The organism is Pseudomonas viciae, assembly GCF_004786035.1.
GTDB classification, from domain to species: domain Bacteria; phylum Pseudomonadota; class Gammaproteobacteria; order Pseudomonadales; family Pseudomonadaceae; genus Aquipseudomonas; species Aquipseudomonas viciae.
Genome location: NZ_CP035088.1, coordinates 4,201,900 through 4,216,948, shown reverse-complemented (window position 1 = coordinate 4,216,948; position 15,049 = coordinate 4,201,900). Strand labels below are relative to the sequence as shown.

Here is a 15,049-nt window from a genome sequence, read left to right as displayed (position 1 = left end):
GGTAGACGGCAAAACGCCCCGGCATCGGTGGATGGCGGGGCGTTTTGTGGTGTTGATGATGCTTTTGTGGCGAGGTTCAGGTGGAATGGCGAACCATGTCCACATGCGGAATCCCGGCTTCCAGGAATTCCTCACTGACCACCGCAAACCCCAGGCGCTCATAGAACGGCGTGGCATGCACCTGGGCGCTGAGCATCTGTTGCTTGAGCCCACGTTTCTCGGCTTCGGCGATCGCCGCGTGCATCAGCGCATCGCCCACCTTCAGGCCACGCCAGTCCTTGAGGACCGAGACGCGACCGATATGGCCATCAGTCAACAGGCGCGCGGTGCCGATGGGAAAATCGCCTTCGAACGCCAGGAAATGCACCGCGCTCTGGTCATCGGCATCCCATTCCAGCTCGGGCGGGACGGACTGCTCGGCAATGAACACGGTCTCACGAATGCGCCGGATCTCGGCGTTATCCTTTTGCCAGTCTGCGACACGAACGTGAATTTTATTCATCGGCGAACCCCAGGCTGCCTTGCTTGACCAGCTCGCAGATCAGGCCACGGCCGTCTTCGTCGGCCAGCCATGGGCCGAGGTTTTCGCTGTGCAGGGCGTCGGCGGCGCAGATCATTTTCAGCAGGTCACGCAGCTTGCCCGGCAGATAACGGCTCTGGCCGCTGGCAAACAGCAGCAGGTCATCATCGACTTCCGACCAGGCCAGGCGTGCGCTTGGGTTGCGGATGATCACTGCGCCCTGTTCCAGGCCGGCCAGCAGATCGTCTTCTTCCAGCTCCGGACCCACCACCAGTTCCGGGTAGCGTGGCTCGGTCATGAACTGGCCGAACCAGGTCAGCAGCAAGCGCTCGTCACTCATGTGCTCGGCGAGCAGGCCCTTGAGGCGATCGAGGGCGTCGTGCTGGATCTGGTGCGGGTCGGCCACGGGCCGTGCATCGGCGTCGGTGTAGCGCTCTTCGTCCGGCAGGAACTGGCTGAGGAAGTCGGTGAAGTGGGTCAGCACTTCGGCGGCGCTCGGCGCACGGAAACCCACCGAGTAGGTCATGCAGTCATCCACGGCCACGCCGCAGTGGGCCAGGCGCGGCGGCAGGTAAAGCATGTCGCCCGGTTCCAGGGTCCACTCGTCGGTGGCCTCGAATTCGGCGAGGATGCGCAGGTCGGCGTGCTGCAGCAGGGGGCTCTCGGAGTCGCACATCTGGCCGATTTTCCAGTTGCGCTGGCCATGGCCCTGCAGCAGGAACACGTCGTAGTTATCGAAATGCGGGCCAACGCTGCCACCGGGGGCGGCGAAGCTGATCATCACATCGTCGATGCGCCAGCTCGGCAGGAAGCGGAAGTGCTCCAGCAGTTCGCTGACCTCTGGTACGAACTGATCGACGGCCTGTACCAGCAGGGTCCACTCGCGCTCCGGCAGTTTGCTGAATTCGTCTTCGGCGAACGGGCCGCGACGCAATTCCCAGGGGCGTTCGCCGTGCTCGATCACCAGGCGCGATTCAACTTCTTCTTCCAGGGCCAGGCCGGCCAGTTCGTCGGCATCGATCGGGCTTTGGAAGTCAGGAATTGCCTGACGAATCAGCAGCGGTTTTTTCTGCCAGTAGTCGCGCAGGAACTCCCGTGCCGTGATGCCGCCCAGGAGTTGCAGAGGAATATCAGGATTCATGTGTAACCTATTGAAAAAAATTACTTTTCAGACGCGAATAAAAACGCCCGGCGCGGCCGGGCGTCTCAAAGGTAAAGCGTTGTGTCAGATGCGCTTGGCTTGTGCCGCTGCGTTGCCGATGTAATTGGCCGGCGTGAGCTTTTTCAGCTCGGCGCGGGCGTCGGCAGGCATGTCCAGGCCATCGATGAAAGTCTGCAACGCTTCAGGGCTGATGCCCTTGCCACGGGTCAGTTCTTTCAGCTTTTCGTACGGGTTTTCGATGTTGTAGCGACGCATCACGGTCTGGATCGGCTCGGCCAGGACTTCCCAGCAGGCGTCCAGGTCCGCGGCGATTTTCTGTTCGTTCAGTTCCAGCTTGCTGATGCCCTTGAGGCTGGCTTCGTAAGCAATGACGCTGTGGGCAAAACCCACGCCCAGGTTGCGCAGCACGGTGGAGTCGGTCAGGTCGCGCTGCCAGCGGGAGATCGGCAGTTTGCTCGCCAGGTGCTGGAACAGTGCGTTGGCGATGCCCAGGTTGCCTTCGGAGTTTTCGAAGTCGATCGGGTTGACCTTGTGCGGCATGGTCGAGGAACCGATTTCGCCGGCAATGGTGCGCTGCTTGAAGTAGCCCAGGGAGATGTAGCCCCAGATGTCACGGTCGAAGTCGATCAGGATGGTGTTGAAGCGCGCGATCGCATCGAACAGCTCGGCGATGTAGTCGTGCGGCTCGATCTGGGTGGTATACGGGTTGAAGCTCAGGCCCAGCTCGTCTTCGATGAAGGCGCGGGCGTTGGCTTCCCAGTCGATGTCCGGGTAGGCCGACAGGTGGGCGTTGTAGTTGCCCACGGCGCCGTTGATTTTGCCCAGCAGCGGCACGGCGGCGACTTGAGCGATCTGGCGTTCCAGGCGGTACACCACGTTCGCCAGTTCCTTGCCCAGGGTGGTCGGCGAAGCCGGTTGACCATGGGTGCGCGACAGCATCGGCACGTCGGCGAAGCGGATCGCCAGCTCACGGATGGCCTGGGCGGTCTGGCGCATCAGCGGCAGCATCACGTCATCACGGCCTTCACGCAGCATCAGGGCGTGGGACAGGTTGTTGATGTCCTCGCTGGTGCAGGCGAAGTGGATGAACTCGCTGACGTTGGCCAGTTCCGGCAGCTTGGCCGCCTGCTCCTTGAGCAGGTATTCGATGGCTTTGACGTCGTGGTTGGTGGTGCGCTCGATCTCTTTGACGCGCTCGGCGTGCTCCAGCGCAAAGTTGTCCGCCAGGGTGTTCAGTACCGCGTTGGCTTCGGCGGAAAACGCCGGGACTTCGCCAATGGCGGGGTGAGCGGCGAGGCGCTGGAGCCAGCGCACTTCAACCAGGACGCGAGCACGGATCAAGCCGTACTCGCTGAAAATCGGGCGCAGGGCCTGGGTTTTGCCGGCGTAGCGGCCGTCTACAGGGGAAACCGCAGTGAGCGAAGAGAGCTGCATGGGGTGTTCTCGGACAGTCGGGCAACGAAATGGGGCGCGTATCATACATGAAAACCAGCGCCGGTCCGTTGCCAACTGACCGGCGTATTACGCGTAACGATGTACAAAAAACGGGTTGAGGCGACTTATTCGTTGCGCATCAACGGGTAAAGCTCTTTAAGCAATTTGCGTCGGCTGATCACCAACTGCCAGCGATGGCCGCCCAGCTGCCGCCACAAGCGGGCCGAGCGGATGCCGGCCAGCAACAGGGCGCGGATCTTCGAGGCGTTGCTCGGTTGCTGCAGGTTGCGCATGTCGCCATGCACCTGGATGCGCTGGCGCAGGGTGCTCAGGGTGTCCTGGTACAGTGCGCCGCAGGCGGCAATGACGTTTTCGTGGGACGGGCCGAAGTGTTCGACCTGGGACTGGATCTGCGGCAGGCGTTTGCCAATGGTTTCCAGCAGGTCGTCGCGCTTGGCCAGTTGACGTTCAAGGCCCAGCATCGACAGGGCATAGCGCAGCGGCTCGCGTTGCAGGGCGCTGGGGTCGCGCTCCAGGGCGCCGACCAGCGCACGGTAGCCTTCACGCAGGTTCAGGTCGTCACCACCATAGACTTCCAGGGTGTCCTTGGGGTCGCGAACCAGCAGGCTGCCGAGCATGCAGCTCAGGCCTGCTTCGGTGGCCTGGCCGGTCTTGGCGATCCTGTCCACCAGCACGGCGGCAAGAAACACGCCGCCCAATGCCGTCAGTTGCTCCTGGGTCGGGGTCATGCCTTGCTGCTCCAGGGCTCTGCGATTTCGATCACGCCACCGCCCAGGCAGATTTCGCCATCGTAGAACACCACGGACTGACCGGGTGTGACCGCGCGTTGCGGGTCATCGAAAATGGCCCGGTAGCCCGTGGCGGTTTTTTCCAGGGTGCAGGGCTGGTCGCTCTGGCGGTAGCGAACCTTGGCCGTCAGGCGGCGCGGTTCGCTCAGGTCGATCGGGTTGACCCAGTAGATGTCGGAGGCGAGCAGGGCGCGGGAAAACAACCACGGATGGTCGTTGCCCTGGCCGACGATCAACTCGTTGTGCTCCAGATCCTTGATCAGCACATACCACGGCTCTTCACCGGCGTCTTTCAAGCCGCCGATGCCCAAGCCCTGGCGCTGGCCAATGGTGTGGTACATCAGGCCATGGTGACGGCCAATGACCTCGCCTTCGGTAGTTTTGATTTCGCCCGGCTGGGCCGGCAGGTACTGCTTGAGGAAGTCGCTGAAGCGGCGTTCGCCGATGAAGCAGATGCCGGTGGAGTCTTTCTTCTTGGCGGTGGCGAGCTGGTGTTTTTCAGCAATCGCGCGCACTTCGGGTTTTTCCAGTTCGCCCACCGGGAACAGGGTCTTGGCGATCTGTTCGCCGCCGACGGCGTGCAGGAAGTAGCTCTGGTCCTTGTTCGGGTCCAGGCCCTTGAGCAGTTCGGTGCGGCCGTCAATGTCGCGGCGGCGCACGTAGTGACCGGTGGCGATCAGGTCGGCACCGAGCATCATGGCGTAGTCGAGGAACGCCTTGAACTTGATTTCGCGGTTGCACAGGATGTCCGGGTTCGGCGTGCGGCCGGCCTTGTATTCGGCCAGGAAGTGCTCGAACACGTTGTCCCAGTACTCGGCGGCGAAGTTGGCGGTGTGCAGCTTGATGCCGATCTTGTCGCACACGGCCTGGGCGTCCGCGAGGTCGTCCATGGCCGTGCAGTATTCGGTTCCGTCGTCTTCTTCCCAGTTCTTCATGAACAGGCCTTCCACCTCATAACCCTGCTCGATCAGCAGAAGGGCGGAAACGGAAGAGTCCACGCCGCCGGACATGCCGACAATGACGCGCTTCTTGGTGGTGTCAGAAGGGGCTGGATCACGCATAGGAGTTCAATGAGTGTCTTGAAAAAGGACGCGATTCTATCAGGCCCGGGCGCGCAAGGCTAAAGAGAAGGACGGATCAGCGTCAGACTGTGGTGGTGGCCGTCCAGATAATCGTCGATGCAGCGGATGATCAGCTCGCTGCGCCAGTACTCGCGCTGCTCGAGCAGTTCGTCGCGGGTCAGCCATTTGGCGCCGAGGATGCCGTCGTCCAGTTGATAGTCGGGGCGATGGTTCAAGGCCTTGGCGGCGAAACAGACTCGCTGGTAGGTCACGCCATTGCTGGGGGCGGTGTACAGGTAAATGCCCACCACGCTGGTGGGTTCGACGTCCCAGCCGGTTTCTTCCAGGGTTTCGCGCACCGCGGCTTCGATCAGCGTTTCGTCCGGGTCCAGGTGACCGGCGGGCTGGTTGAGCACCGCTCGTCCGCCTTTGGATTCTTCGACCATCAGGAAACGGCCGTTGTCTTCGACGATGGTGGCGACGGTGATGTGGGGTTTCCAGTCCATGGGGTTTCCTCTATTTCTCAGATTGGAATGCGGGCCACTGTGTTGTCAGGGGAAATATGGTGTGTCCGGAAGCACAAACCCCGGCACCAGGCCGGGGTTTGTGATGTTCCCTTACAACCTTACACCAGCGCAGCAATCGCCGCGTTGAAGGTGTTGCTTGGGCGCATGGCCTTGCTGGTCAGCTCCGGGTTGGCGAAGTAGTAACCGCCGATGTCCACTGGCTTGCCTTGAACGGCGTTGAGCTCGGCAACGATTTTTTCTTCGTTGTCGGTCAGCGTCTTGGCCAGGGCGGTGAACTGAGCCTTGAGGGCTGCATCGTCATTTTGAGCGGCCAGTGCCTGGGCCCAGAACAGGGTCAGGTAGAAGTGGCTGCCACGGTTGTCGATGCCGCCGACCTTGCGCGAAGGCGACTTGTTGCGGTCCAGGAACTCACCGGTAGCCTGGTCCAGGGTCTTGGCCAGTACCAGGGCTTTAGGGTTGTTGTAGGTCACGCCCAGGTGTTCGAGGGAAGCGGCCAGGGCCAGGAACTCGCCCAGGGAGTCCCAGCGCAGGAAGTTTTCTTCCAGCAACTGCTGAACGTGCTTGGGTGCCGAACCGCCGGCGCCGGTTTCGAACAGGCCACCGCCGTTCATCAGCGGCACGATGGACAGCATCTTGGCGCTGGTGCCCAGTTCCATGATCGGGAACAGGTCGGTCAGGTAGTCGCGCAGTACGTTGCCGGTCACCGAAATGGTGTCCTTGCCTTCGCGGGTGCGGGCCAGGGTGAACTTCATCGCGTCGACCGGCGACATGATGCGGATGTCCAGGCCGGCAGTGTCGTAGTCCTTCAGGTACGTCTGGACTTTTTCGATCACCACACCGTCATGGGCGCGCATTGGGTCGAGCCAGAAAATCGCCGGGGTGCTGCTGGCGCGGGCACGGTTGACGGCCAGTTTGACCCAATCCTGGATCGGCGCGTCCTTGGTCTGGCACATGCGGAAGATGTCGCCAGCCTCGACGTTCTGCTCCAGCAGGGTGCGACCGGTGCTGTCGGAAACACGCACCACGCCATTGGCCTTGATCTGGAAGGTCTTGTCGTGGGAGCCGTACTCTTCGGCTTTCTTGGCCATCAGGCCGACGTTCGGCACGCTACCCATGGTGGTCGGGTCGAAGGCGCCGTGTTGCTTGCAGTCTTCGATTACCGCCTGGTAGATGGTGGCGTAGCAGCGATCCGGGATCACGGCCTTGGTGTCGTGCAGTTGGCCGTCGGTGCCCCACATTTTGCCGGAGTCACGGATCATGGCCGGCATCGAGGCGTCGACAATGACGTCGCTCGGCACGTGCAGGTTGGTGATGCCTTTGTCGGAGTTGACCATCGCCAGGGATGGACGCGCCGCGTAGACCGCCTGGATGTCGGCTTCGATCTGCGCCTGCTGCTCGGCCGGCAGGGCCTTGATGCGGGCGTACAGGTCGCCGATGCCGTTGTTCAGGTTGAAGCCGATCTGCTCCAGCACTTGTGCGTGCTTGGCCAGGGCATCTTTATAGAACTCGGCAACGATCTGGCCGAACATGATCGGGTCGGAGACCTTCATCATGGTGGCCTTGAGGTGAACCGACAGCAGGACGCCTTTTTGCTTGGCGTCTTCGATTTCAGCGGCGATGAAGTCGCGCAGGGCGTTTTTGCTCATCACGGCGCAGTCGAGGATCTCACCGGCTTGTACGGTGGTCTTTTCCTTCAGGACAGTGGCGGTGCCGTCCTGGGCGATCAGCTCGATTTTCACGCTGCCGGCAGTGTCGATCAGGGCAGCTTTTTCGCTGCCGTAGAAATCGCCAGTGCTCATGTGGGCCACATGGGACTTGGAGTCGGCTGCCCAGGCGCCCATTTTGTGCGGGTGCTTGCGCGCGTAGTTCTTGACCGACAGCGGGGCGCGGCGGTCGGAGTTGCCTTCGCGCAGGACCGGGTTCACGGCGCTGCCCTTGATTTTGTCGTAGCGGGCGCGGGCGTCTTTCTCAGCGTCGCTGGTTACGGTTTCCGGGTAGTCCGGCAGCGCGTAGCCCTGGGCCTGCAATTCCTTGATCGCGGCCTGCAGTTGCGGCACCGAGGCGCTGATGTTCGGCAGCTTGATGATGTTGGCTTCAGGCGTAACGGCCAGGTCGCCCAGTTCGGCGAGGTGGTCGGCTACGGCTTTGTCACCCAGTTGCTCGGGGAAGCTGGCCAGGATGCGCCCTGCGAGGGAGATATCGCGGGTTTCCACGGCGATATCGGCCGAAGCGGTAAAGGCTTCGACGATCGGCAGCAGCGAATAGGTGGCGAGGGCGGGAGCTTCGTCGGTGAAGGTATAGATGATCTTCGAGCGGGTGGGCATATTCGGATTAACTCTCTTCTTTGCTAAAGCATGCGCAGAAACTCGAGGGGCGCCGGGTAAGCGCGTTCGTTCAAAGTCATCCGTGAACCGAATGTCGAGGTTTCTTCGCGGTGATGTTGGGTGCATCAGTCGAGCGTCAAGCGGTCGGGCCGCGGTAACGGTCCGGCTTTTAACGGGCCGAAAGTCCTGTCGTAGAGCCGTCGGCCGTCGTGACCCTGTGGTCAGCGGCGGCATTATACATAGGTAGCTGGCAATCTGCCGATGGTTCATAGACTTCCGTACACGTCCATTGGTCTAAACGTCGCAGGACGGCGGTAGCGGACTATGCTCATGTTTGGCGCTTTTCCCTTGATTTTCAGGCTTGTACACCACCAACTGCAGCGCTTTATGCCACATGAGCCGAACGTAGGGTTTGCGCGCCGATTCAACTGGGGTACGCTCGAACGCAGCCAGATGTTCAATCCAAGCAATGGAGTTCAGCATGGGGTATCAAAAGATTCAGGTTCCAGCCGTCGGTGACAAAATCACCGTCAATGCAGACCATTCTCTTAATGTTCCCGACAACCCGATCATCCCCTTCATCGAAGGCGACGGCATTGGCGTCGATATCAGTCCGGTCATGATCAAGGTTGTGGACGCTGCGGTTCAGAAGGCCTATGGCGGCAAGCGCAAGATTTCCTGGATGGAAGTCTATGCCGGTGAGAAAGCGACTCAGGTTTACGACCAGGACACCTGGCTCCCCCAGGAAACCCTGGACGCGGTCAAGGACTACGTGGTTTCCATCAAGGGTCCGCTGACCACGCCGGTCGGTGGCGGTATCCGTTCGTTGAACGTGGCCCTGCGTCAACAGCTTGACCTGTATGTATGCCTGCGTCCGGTGCGCTGGTTCGAAGGCGTGCCGAGCCCGGTCAAGAAGCCTGGCGACGTGGATATGACGATCTTCCGTGAGAACTCCGAAGACATCTACGCCGGTATCGAGTGGAAAGCCGGTTCGCCCGAAGCCACCAAGGTCATCAAGTTCCTGAAAGAAGAAATGGGTGTGACCAAGATCCGTTTCGACCAGGACTGCGGCATCGGCATCAAGCCGGTTTCCAAGCAGGGCACCAAGCGCCTGGCCCGCAAGGCCTTGCAATATGTTGTCGACAATGACCGTGATTCGCTGACTATCGTGCACAAAGGCAACATCATGAAGTTCACCGAAGGTGCCTTCAAGGAATGGGCCTACGAAGTGGCGGCCGAGGAATTCGGTGCGACCCTGCTCGACGGTGGGCCTTGGATGCAGTTCAAGAACCCGCGGACCGGCAAGAATGTCATCGTCAAGGACGCCATCGCCGATGCGATGCTCCAGCAGATCCTGCTGCGCCCGGCCGAGTATGACGTGATCGCCACCCTGAACCTGAATGGTGACTACCTGTCCGACGCCCTGGCGGCGGAAGTGGGCGGTATTGGTATTGCGCCGGGCGCCAACCTGTCCGACACCGTGGCGATGTTCGAAGCCACCCACGGTACCGCGCCCAAGTATGCCGGCAAGGACCAGGTCAACCCGGGGTCGCTGATCCTGTCGGCTGAAATGATGCTGCGCCACATGGGGTGGACCGAAGCGGCCGACCTGATCATCAAGGGCACCAACGGGGCGATTTCGGCCAAGACCGTGACCTATGACTTCGAACGCCTGATGGAGGGTGCCAAGCTGGTATCGTCTTCGGGCTTTGGCGATGCGCTGATCTCGCACATGTAAGCGCAACGGCGCTCAGCAACGATGCCCGACTCGAATGATCGAGTCGGGCATTTTTATTTGTCCGGGCGACGACAGCCGGTCAGTGGGTCTCAGTGATCCTGGCATTGACAGGCGCGGTCGTGTCTTCGGTGATGGCTACCTTGATGTTGACCGCGTGCAGGCCCTTGGGTCCCTGGATGACGTCGAATGTCACAGGCTGTCCGGCCTTCAGGGTTTTATAGCCTTCCATGTTGATTGCCGAGTAATGGGTGAAGAGGTCTTCTTCCATGCCGTCGGCGATAATGAAACCGAAGCCCTTGGCATTGTTGAACCATTTCACCTTGCCACTCATCTTGACGACCGACATAAACCATATCCCTCTGCAACACACTCCATCACTGGAGTATCATCCAGTTCATCCGCAGGCTAATCTGTTGACAGGATAGATTCCACGGACCTTTTTGACCCACGATGGGCTCTATTGGTTGTAACACCGTTTTGCCGATAGTCAAGGTGACCGGGTTGTCGTGGTTGAAATCGCCCGAAAGCGCCCCCATCACTGTATTCGCCAACTAAACGAACCTTTCTTTCCATGCATGCAGTCAGCCAGATTCGACTAACATTCAATCAGGATCGCCCGGATCTACACGACGACGATTCCGCAGGCATTGCTGTTCAGGAAGCAAAGCCTGCATTACAGGCGCCACCGATGTACAAGGTGGTTTTGTTCAACGATGACTACACACCGATGGATTTCGTCGTCGAAGTGCTCGAGGTGTTTTTTAACCTGAATCGCGAGCTGGCGACCAAGGTCATGCTGGCCGTCCATACAGAGGGACGGGCAGTATGTGGAGTGTTTACCCGCGACATCGCCGAGACGAAGGCCATGCAGGTCAACCAGTACGCCCGGGAAAGCCAGCATCCGCTACTCTGTGAAATCGAGAAGGACGGTTAACGCCGACCACTTGGGTATGAGGTGAAGCTATGTTAAACCGCGAGCTCGAAGTCACCCTCAATCTTGCCTTCAAGGAGGCTCGTTCGAAGCGTCATGAATTCATGACCGTCGAGCACCTGCTGCTGGCCCTATTGGATAACGAGGCTGCCGCCACCGTTTTGCGTGCCTGCGGCGCGAACCTCGATAAACTCAAGCATGATCTGCAGGAGTTCATCGACTCCACCACGCCACTGATCCCCGTGCATGACGAGGATCGGGAAACCCAGCCAACCCTGGGCTTCCAGCGTGTCCTGCAGCGTGCTGTCTTTCATGTACAGAGCTCGGGCAAACGTGAAGTCACCGGTGCCAACGTGCTGGTTGCCATCTTCAGCGAACAGGAAAGCCAGGCGGTTTTCCTGCTCAAGCAGCAGAGCGTTGCACGTATCGATGTCGTCAATTACATCGCCCATGGCATCTCCAAGGTGCCTGGGCATGGCGATCATTCCGAGGGTGAGCAGGATATGCAGGACGACGAGGGCGGTGAGTCTTCTTCCTCAGGCAACCCGCTGGACGCCTATGCCAGCAATCTGAATGAGCTGGCACGCCAGGGGCGTATCGATCCGCTGGTCGGACGCGAGGCAGAGGTCGAGCGCGTTGCGCAGATCCTGGCCCGGCGTCGCAAGAACAATCCGTTGCTGGTGGGCGAGGCGGGCGTGGGTAAGACGGCGATTGCCGAAGGCCTCGCCAAGCGCATCGTCGACAATCAGGTGCCGGACCTGCTGGCCAACAGCGTGGTCTATTCCCTTGACCTGGGTGCCTTGCTGGCTGGCACCAAGTACCGTGGTGATTTCGAGAAGCGCTTCAAGGCGTTGCTCGGCGAACTGAAAAAACGTCCGCAAGCGATCCTGTTCATCGATGAAATCCACACCATCATCGGTGCCGGTGCTGCGTCCGGTGGGGTCATGGATGCCTCCAACCTGCTCAAGCCGTTGCTGTCATCGGGTGATATCCGTTGCATCGGTTCGACGACGTTCCAGGAATTTCGCGGGATCTTCGAGAAGGACCGTGCCTTGGCCCGGCGCTTCCAGAAGGTCGATGTGTCTGAGCCTTCGGTGGAGGACACCATTGGCATCCTGCGCGGCCTGAAAGGGCGGTTCGAGTTGCACCACAACATCGAATACAGTGATGAAGCCCTGCGCGCAGCGGCGGAACTGGCCTCGCGCTATATCAATGACCGGCACATGCCGGACAAGGCTATCGACGTCATCGACGAGGCGGGTGCCTATCAGCGCCTGCAGCCGGTGGAGAAGCGCGTCAAACGCATCGAGGTGCCTCAGGTCGAGGACATCGTGGCGAAAATCGCGCGGATTCCGCCTAAGCACGTCACCAGTTCCGACAAAGAACTGCTGCGTAACCTGGAGCGCGACCTGAAGCTGACCGTGTTCGGTCAGGATGCGGCCATCGACTCGCTGTCGACTGCCATCAAGCTGTCTCGTGCCGGTCTCAAGTCGCCGGACAAGCCAGTGGGTTCCTTCCTGTTCGCGGGGCCTACCGGGGTCGGCAAGACCGAGGCGGCACGGCAGTTGGCCAAGGCGATGGGCATCGAGCTGGTGCGCTTCGATATGTCCGAGTACATGGAGCGCCACACCGTGTCGCGCCTGATCGGTGCGCCTCCAGGCTATGTTGGTTTCGACCAGGGCGGCTTGCTGACGGAAGCCATCACCAAGCAGCCACACTGCGTGCTGCTGCTCGATGAGATCGAGAAGGCGCATCCGGAAGTCTTCAACCTGCTGCTGCAGGTCATGGACCACGGTACGCTGACCGATAACAACGGGCGCAAGGCGGACTTCCGTAACGTGATCATCATCATGACCACGAACGCTGGTGCCGAAACCGCGGCGCGCGCTTCGATCGGTTTCACCCATCAGGACCACTCGTCTGATGCGATGGAAGTGATCAAGAAGAGTTTCACGCCTGAATTCCGCAATCGCCTGGACACCATTATCCAGTTTGGTCGCCTCAGTCATGAGGTCATCAAAAGCGTGGTGGACAAGTTCCTTACCGAACTTCAGGCGCAGCTCGAAGACAAGCGTGTGCTACTGGAAGTCACCGATGCGGCTCGCAGCTGGCTGGCCGAAGGTGGTTACGATGTGACGATGGGGGCTCGACCAATGGCGCGTCTGATCCAGGACAAGATCAAGCGTCCGCTGGCCGAGGAAATCCTCTTTGGCGAACTGGCCGAGCATGGCGGTGTGGTGCACATCGACATCAAGGACGGCGAACTGACCTTCGACTTCGAAACCACGGCCGAAATGGCCTGATCGTTACCCGCAACAAAGCAAAAGGCGCCGAAAGGCGCCTTTTTGCTATTCCGAACTCACATCAACACCCTGTGGGAGCGAGCAAGCTCGCTCCCACAGGGTGTTGTGTGTTCATGGGGAGAGGGGCAAATTGCGGACAAACAAAAACGCCCGGTATCAGCCGGGCGTTTTGTATTGACTTGTTAGCGAGCGCGGTAAGTGATGCGCCCTTTGCTCAAGTCATAGGGCGTCAGCTCGACGCGCACTTTGTCACCGGTAAGAATACGAATGTAGTTCTTGCGCATCTTGCCGGAGATATGCGCGGTTACGACGTGCCCATTTTCCAACTCCACACGAAACATGGTGTTGGGCAGGGTGTCGACGACAGTGCCTTCCATTTCGAAGCTGTCTTCTTTCGACATGCAGTAAAGCCCTCGGTATCCAGTGAATGGCCCGGTGCAACTGCGCCAGGCAAAAGCGGCGTGCATTGTGCCCGAAAAAGGGGGGGCAAGCCAAGGGGTTCTAACGTTTAAGCCGAAGGGCTCTAGCTGAGGACGACCCAGCGCTGGTTAACCAGTAGCTCGATGGGCCGATATTGGGTCTTGTAATTCATTTTTTTGCAGTTCTTGATCCAGTAGCCCAAGTACACCGCTTCCAGCCCCAGGCGCCGGGCTTCGTTGATTTGCCAAAGGATGGCAAAGCGCCCCAGGCTGCGTCGCTCTTCCTCCGGTTCATAGAAGGTGTACACCGCCGAAAGTCCGTTGGGCAGCAGGTCCGTGACGGCGATGGCCACCAGGCGTCCTTCGAGGCGGAATTCATAGAAGCGCGAAAACGGCAGGTCGCGCACCAGAAAGGTCGAGAACTGATCGCGGCTGGGCGGGTACATGTCGCCGTCGGCGTGGCGTTGCTCGATGTAGCGTTGGTACAGGTCGAAATATTCCTCACTGAACTGCGGCTTGGCCGGCCGGACTTGCAGGTCGGCGTTGCGCTTGAAGATGCGCTTCTGCTGGCGATTGGGCACAAATTGAGCCACGGGAATGCGCGCCGGAACGCACGCATTGCAATGCTGGCAATGGGGCCGGTAGAGATGATCGCCGCTGCGACGAAAGCCCATCTCCGACAGGTCTGCGTAGACATGCACATCCATGGGCTGGCTAGGGTCGAGGAACAGCGTCGTGGCCTGCTCCTCGGGCAGGTAACTGCAAGAGTGGGGCTGAGTGGCATAGAACTTCAACCGCGCCAACTCGGTCATGATCGACCCTCGGGATAAGCTTTGAATTTAATTGTAAGCCAGGAGCGCGAATGTCGCTCAGCAAACCCATGTCGCGTGGTTGGGTAGGTCCAGATGCGCCTTTAGATAGCCAGCAAATTCAACGCGTGGAATGGATCGCGCGCCCAGGCTGTGCAGGTGCTCGGTGGGCATCTGGCAGTCGATCAGCACGAAACCGGCGGCCTTGAGGTGCTGGACCAGGGTCACAAAGCCGAATTTCGACGCGTTGTCGGCCCGACTGAACATGGACTCACCAAAAAACAGCTGCCCCATGGCCAGGCCGTACAGGCCGCCCACCAGTTGGCCGTGGTCCCAGACTTCCACCGAATGGGCGAAGCCACGTCGGTGCAGTTCCAGATACGCGGTTTGCATGGCTGTGGTGATCCACGTGCCGTCGGCATAGTCCCGCGGCTCGGCGCAGGCCTTGATAACCGCCGCAAAATCGGTGTCGAAGGTCACTTCATAGCGCTGCTTGCGCAGCAGTTTGCCCAGGCTGCGGGACACATGCAGTTCGTCGGGAAACAATACCGTGCGCGGGTCCGGAGACCACCACAAGATCGGTTGCCCCTCGGAAAACCACGGGAAGCAGCCGTGGCGATAGGCCTGGATCAGCCGGTCGGCGGATAGATCGCCGCCTGCGGCCAGTAGCCCGTTGGGTTCGCGCATGGCTTTTGCCAGTGGCGGGAAATCGAAAGTGTTGCGTTGTAGCCAAGTGAGCATCGTTATCCGGCTTGTAGAAGGGGAGGGCGGCGGGCCCCGCCCACAAGCGCGAGCCCGCCTAGAGGTTAACTGCCAAACGGCAGGGCTGTCATCGACATACTCTCTGCGGCGAGCTTGAGCGGACGCTGTTGCAACTTGGCGGTGTAAACGGGGTCGTAGACGATCTGCGTGTCGCTGCATGCGTTCCATTGTGAATGCTTCACTTCGCTCATAAAAAACACCTCATAAGCCTTTGTCACAAAAGAGAATGCATGCTCCAATTGACCCATGT

General features: G+C 60.0%; 15 protein-coding genes. 3 read left to right on the top strand and 12 right to left on the bottom strand.

Annotation, left to right across the window (positions count from 1 at the left end; translation table 11 throughout):
- Positions 1–76: 76 nt before the first annotated feature.
- The 7 genes from EPZ47_RS18200 to EPZ47_RS18170 all read right to left on the bottom strand — a co-directional run bounded on the left by EPZ47_RS18200 (position 77) and on the right by EPZ47_RS18170 (position 7,837).
- Positions 77–502 carry a GNAT family N-acetyltransferase gene (locus EPZ47_RS18200; RefSeq protein WP_135846086.1) on the bottom strand — a complete coding sequence of 142 codons (426 nt, stop codon included), beginning with the start codon at positions 500–502 and terminating at the stop codon, positions 77–79.
- Positions 495–1,661, bottom strand: a complete 1,167-nt coding sequence (locus tag EPZ47_RS18195; RefSeq protein WP_135846085.1) for a ribosomal protein uL16 3-hydroxylase — start codon at positions 1,659–1,661, stop codon at positions 495–497. The genes EPZ47_RS18200 and EPZ47_RS18195 overlap by 8 nt, the downstream gene beginning before the upstream one ends.
- 84 nt (positions 1,662–1,745) lie before the next feature.
- Positions 1,746–3,116, bottom strand: coding sequence for an adenylosuccinate lyase (gene purB, locus EPZ47_RS18190; protein ID WP_135846084.1), 1,371 nt, complete (start codon positions 3,114–3,116; stop codon positions 1,746–1,748).
- A 125-nt stretch (positions 3,117–3,241) separates the two neighbouring features.
- Positions 3,242–3,865: a high frequency lysogenization protein HflD gene (hflD, locus tag EPZ47_RS18185; RefSeq protein WP_135846083.1), complete on the bottom strand. Its 624-nt coding sequence runs from the start codon at positions 3,863–3,865 to the stop codon at positions 3,242–3,244.
- Positions 3,862–4,986: a tRNA 2-thiouridine(34) synthase MnmA gene (mnmA, locus tag EPZ47_RS18180; protein WP_135846082.1), complete on the bottom strand. Its 1,125-nt coding sequence runs from the start codon at positions 4,984–4,986 to the stop codon at positions 3,862–3,864. Before mnmA ends, hflD begins: the two co-directional genes overlap by 4 nt.
- Positions 4,987–5,045: 59 nt before the next feature.
- Positions 5,046–5,492: an NUDIX hydrolase gene (locus tag EPZ47_RS18175; RefSeq protein ID WP_135846081.1), complete on the bottom strand. Its 447-nt coding sequence runs from the start codon at positions 5,490–5,492 to the stop codon at positions 5,046–5,048.
- Between the two features lie 119 nt (positions 5,493–5,611).
- Positions 5,612–7,837 carry an NADP-dependent isocitrate dehydrogenase gene (locus EPZ47_RS18170; RefSeq protein ID WP_135846080.1) on the bottom strand — a complete coding sequence of 742 codons (2,226 nt, stop codon included), beginning with the start codon at positions 7,835–7,837 and terminating at the stop codon, positions 5,612–5,614.
- Between the two features lie 481 nt (positions 7,838–8,318).
- Between EPZ47_RS18170 and icd the strand changes: the two genes are divergently transcribed.
- Entirely contained in the window at positions 8,319–9,575 is a 1,257-nt protein-coding gene (gene icd / locus EPZ47_RS18160) for an NADP-dependent isocitrate dehydrogenase (RefSeq protein ID WP_135846078.1), read from the top strand.
- Positions 9,576–9,654: 79 nt separating this feature from the next.
- Here icd and cspD read toward each other — a convergent pair whose 3' ends face one another.
- Entirely contained in the window at positions 9,655–9,921 is a 267-nt protein-coding gene (gene cspD, locus EPZ47_RS18155) for a cold shock domain-containing protein CspD (protein WP_135846077.1), read from the bottom strand.
- Between the two features lie 225 nt (positions 9,922–10,146).
- Between cspD and clpS the strand changes: the two genes are divergently transcribed.
- Positions 10,147–10,509 (top strand): ATP-dependent Clp protease adapter ClpS, encoded by a 363-nt coding sequence (clpS, locus tag EPZ47_RS18150; RefSeq protein WP_003180089.1) that lies wholly within the window; start codon positions 10,147–10,149, stop codon positions 10,507–10,509.
- A gap of 29 nt (positions 10,510–10,538) precedes the next feature.
- Positions 10,539–12,809, top strand: a complete 2,271-nt coding sequence (clpA, locus tag EPZ47_RS18145; RefSeq protein WP_003203340.1) for an ATP-dependent Clp protease ATP-binding subunit ClpA — start codon at positions 10,539–10,541, stop codon at positions 12,807–12,809.
- Between the two features lie 182 nt (positions 12,810–12,991).
- On the opposite strand, the gene infA is transcribed toward clpA, so the two are convergent.
- The 4 genes from infA to EPZ47_RS30130 all read right to left on the bottom strand — a co-directional run bounded on the left by infA (position 12,992) and on the right by EPZ47_RS30130 (position 14,990).
- Positions 12,992–13,210 (bottom strand): translation initiation factor IF-1, encoded by a 219-nt coding sequence (gene infA, locus EPZ47_RS18140; RefSeq protein WP_002553999.1) that lies wholly within the window; start codon positions 13,208–13,210, stop codon positions 12,992–12,994.
- Between the two features lie 122 nt (positions 13,211–13,332).
- Complete coding sequence (locus EPZ47_RS18135; protein ID WP_135846076.1) at positions 13,333–14,040, bottom strand: arginyltransferase; 708 nt, start codon at positions 14,038–14,040, stop codon at positions 13,333–13,335.
- 57 nt (positions 14,041–14,097) lie between these two features.
- Positions 14,098–14,778 (bottom strand): leucyl/phenylalanyl-tRNA--protein transferase, encoded by a 681-nt coding sequence (aat, locus tag EPZ47_RS18130; protein WP_135846075.1) that lies wholly within the window; start codon positions 14,776–14,778, stop codon positions 14,098–14,100.
- A gap of 65 nt (positions 14,779–14,843) precedes the next feature.
- Complete coding sequence (locus EPZ47_RS30130) at positions 14,844–14,990, bottom strand: hypothetical protein (RefSeq protein ID WP_158296369.1); 147 nt, start codon at positions 14,988–14,990, stop codon at positions 14,844–14,846.
- Positions 14,991–15,049: the final 59 nt, after the last annotated feature.